3 protein-coding genes are annotated in these 2,607 nt (G+C 46.9%); all 3 read right to left on the reverse strand.

The window, feature by feature from the left end:
• Positions 1-184: 184 nt before the first annotated feature.
• Complete coding sequence (locus Q0338_RS00535; RefSeq protein WP_298085063.1) at positions 185-1,138, reverse strand: hypothetical protein; 954 nt, start codon at positions 1,136-1,138, stop codon at positions 185-187.
• Between the two features lie 71 nt (positions 1,139-1,209).
• Positions 1,210-2,238, reverse strand: a complete 1,029-nt coding sequence (gene queA, locus Q0338_RS00540; protein ID WP_298085064.1) for a tRNA preQ1(34) S-adenosylmethionine ribosyltransferase-isomerase QueA — start codon at positions 2,236-2,238, stop codon at positions 1,210-1,212.
• A 25-nt stretch (positions 2,239-2,263) separates the two neighbouring features.
• Positions 2,264-2,607, reverse strand: a 344-nt coding sequence (locus Q0338_RS00545) for a twin-arginine translocase subunit TatC (RefSeq protein ID WP_298085065.1), incomplete at its 5' end; no start/stop codon positions are given.

The raw sequence follows: 2,607 nt of genomic DNA on the forward strand, positions 1-2,607 counted from the left end.
AATTTCAGCGCCCTTTACATGCTTCACGCGCCTAGGCAGATTCAGGTTATTTTGTTCATTTTAGCCTCTGTTGTTTGGGCTTATTATATCATTTTGAGGTAGCGGTTTTGGGTCAAATTTGAGCTTATCAAACGAAGCAGGGCGGTTTAACGAGTTTTAAAAATACGAGTAAAATTTCAAAAAGCTAAATTTTATCCCCGTTTTGTATCTTGAATTCGTAAGCTTCGTTTAAGACGCACACGAGCATATCCGGCAAATATGGCTGCGGCAGCGACAGGGCGCGTATTTTTGGATTTAGGCTTGTCTGCGCGCTCGTATTTTTAAGCACGACAAGAGCGATTTTTTTCTCTGCGATATCGTTTTGTAGCGACTCGTCTATGCTTTGCAATAAGCTCTCGTCGATAAAAACGACATCCGGGCGAAAAATCATATCCCGCACGTGGCGTTTTACGACGTCCCATTCGCGGCATGGCTTGACGTCGATGCCGATAAATTCGAGATCTTTTTTGATGATATTAAATGAATAGGGGTTTGGCTCGGCGACGAGGACGCTAAAATTTTTGGGATTTTTTATCTTAAAACTTTGCATGAGATCGAGCTTATCGTCGCACAGACGTAGCGAAATCTCGGTGCTAATGCGTACGCCGTGATCAAACTCAAATCTGATGCTTGAGCCGTTTTGCTCGGCTAGCGCTATCGCCGTTTCGTAGTATTTGCGGCTTTGCGCGTTCATATTTACGCGAGGCGTGCTTTTGCTCGTAAAAAAGTCGTGATCGCAGTAGACGCTAAGGGTAAATTTGATGTTGTTTTTGTAGTAGTTTGATAACAAAAATTTGATCGTAACGGTCGAGTTTGAGACGTTTAAAAGGAAAATTTGAGCCATCGCGTCGATGAGCTTCGCAAGAGCGGCGATATCTGCGTAAAATAGCCTAGGATAGGCGATGTCGTAGTCTAGCAGCACGTAGTTCGTGTTTTTTTGCGCGTCCTCGTTTAGCGATGAGACTAAAAACAGCAAACCGCCCGCGATATCGACTTTTGGCAGCGTATTTGCCTCGCTAGATTTGCCAATCTCGCTCGCGCCGTTTTTTTGCGTAGTTTCTTTTTTTATCATGCCGTTTGACCTTCTAAATTTATCCATAAAATAGCAACCGCCCAAAACCGCTATATAAAACGCGGCGAAAATCAGAAAAATATAGGCGAAACTCACGGCTATACAACCAGCATCGCGTCGCCGTAGGAGTAAAATTTGTACTTTTGCTCCACGGCGGTTTTGTAAATCCGCATAGTCTGCTCAAGTCCGATAAAGCTGGTAACGAGCATGATTAGCGTCGATTTTGGCAGGTGAAAATTCGTAAGCAGGTAGTTTTGGCGGATGGGCTTGTTGTTTAAATTTAAAAACAGCCTGCACTCGCCGCTAGATTTGCCGCTTCTAGCAAACTCCTCCACGCAGCGCGTCACCGTCGTGCCCACGCCTAGGATCGGCTTATCTGAGTTGATTAAATTTTGCGTGTCTTGCGGGATATCGTAAAACTCCGCGTGCATCTTGTGCTGCGTGATATCCTCGCTCTCCACGCCCTTAAACGTCCCTGCGCCCACATGCAGGGTGAGGTAGGCTATCTCGCGGTCTTTGGCTAGGCGCGCGATCATCTCGTCGCTAAAGTGCAGGCTCGCCGTCGGAGCCGCCACTGCGCCCTCGTTTTTAGCAAACACGCTTTGATACCAGCTCTCGTCGTCTTTGGTGTCGCTTCGCTTGATATATGGCGGCAAAGGCACGTGGCCGATGCGGGACAATATACCGTAAAGAGCGGCCGTGTCCAAAAGCTGGCCGTTTTGGCTAAATTTGACCGTGCGCGAGCCGTCGTCAAAGAGCTCGCAGACCTCGGCGGTCAAATTTTCGCCGAAATTTAAAACGCTGCCCGCGCGAACCTTGCCTTTTATATAGACGCTAAATTTACCGTCCGCAAGCGGAGAGTTTAGCAAAAGCTCCGTCTCGCCGCCGCTTTGTTTTTTGCCGAAAATTCTAGCCTTTATGACTTTGGTGTCGTTAAAAATAATATCGCAAGGCGGTAAAATTTCAGGCAAGTCGCCGAATTTTAGATGAGAGATTTTTTCGCTAGCTCGCTCGTAGACTAGCAGCTTCGCATCCTCTTTGGGAAAGGTTGGGAAATTTGCGATTAGCTCCGGCGGTAGCTCGTAGTCGTAGGCGTCAAGCGAGTTTGGATTTAAAATTTGACTCATTTGGCTAGCCTACTTGATTTCATAGTTATTCGTCCTCTTTTTCTTCGTCGGTTTCCGACTCCTCGTTTTTAGCCGGATTTACGCGGGCGGCTATAAAGATAGAAAGCCCGTAAAGACCGATTAGAGGCACCGCCATCAAAAACTGGCTGAGGATATCCGGAGGCGTCATAACCGCGGCAAATATAAAAATCACGACGATAGCGTAGCGGAATGAGTTTTTTAGCATCTTATCGTCGACTAGGCCGAGTTTGGCGAGAAAAAAGGTGATAACGGGAAGCTCAAACGCGATACCGAACGCAATGACTAGTTTCGTAAAAAAGCCGACGTAGCCGCCGATGTTTAGCATTGCAGAAAATAGCTGTTGGCCGA

The sequence above is a fragment of the uncultured Campylobacter sp. genome, assembly GCF_938018145.1.
Lineage (GTDB): Bacteria > Campylobacterota > Campylobacteria > Campylobacterales > Campylobacteraceae > Campylobacter_A.

What these genes read in the sequence shown, in the direction of transcription:
- Q0338_RS00535 (WP_298085063.1), bottom strand. Translation starts at nt 1,138, where the DNA reads ATGGATAAATTTAGAAGGTCAAACGGCATGATAAAAAAAGAAACTACG.
- queA (WP_298085064.1), bottom strand. Translation starts at nt 2,238, where the DNA reads ATGAGTCAAATTTTAAATCCAAACTCGCTTGACGCCTACGACTACGAG.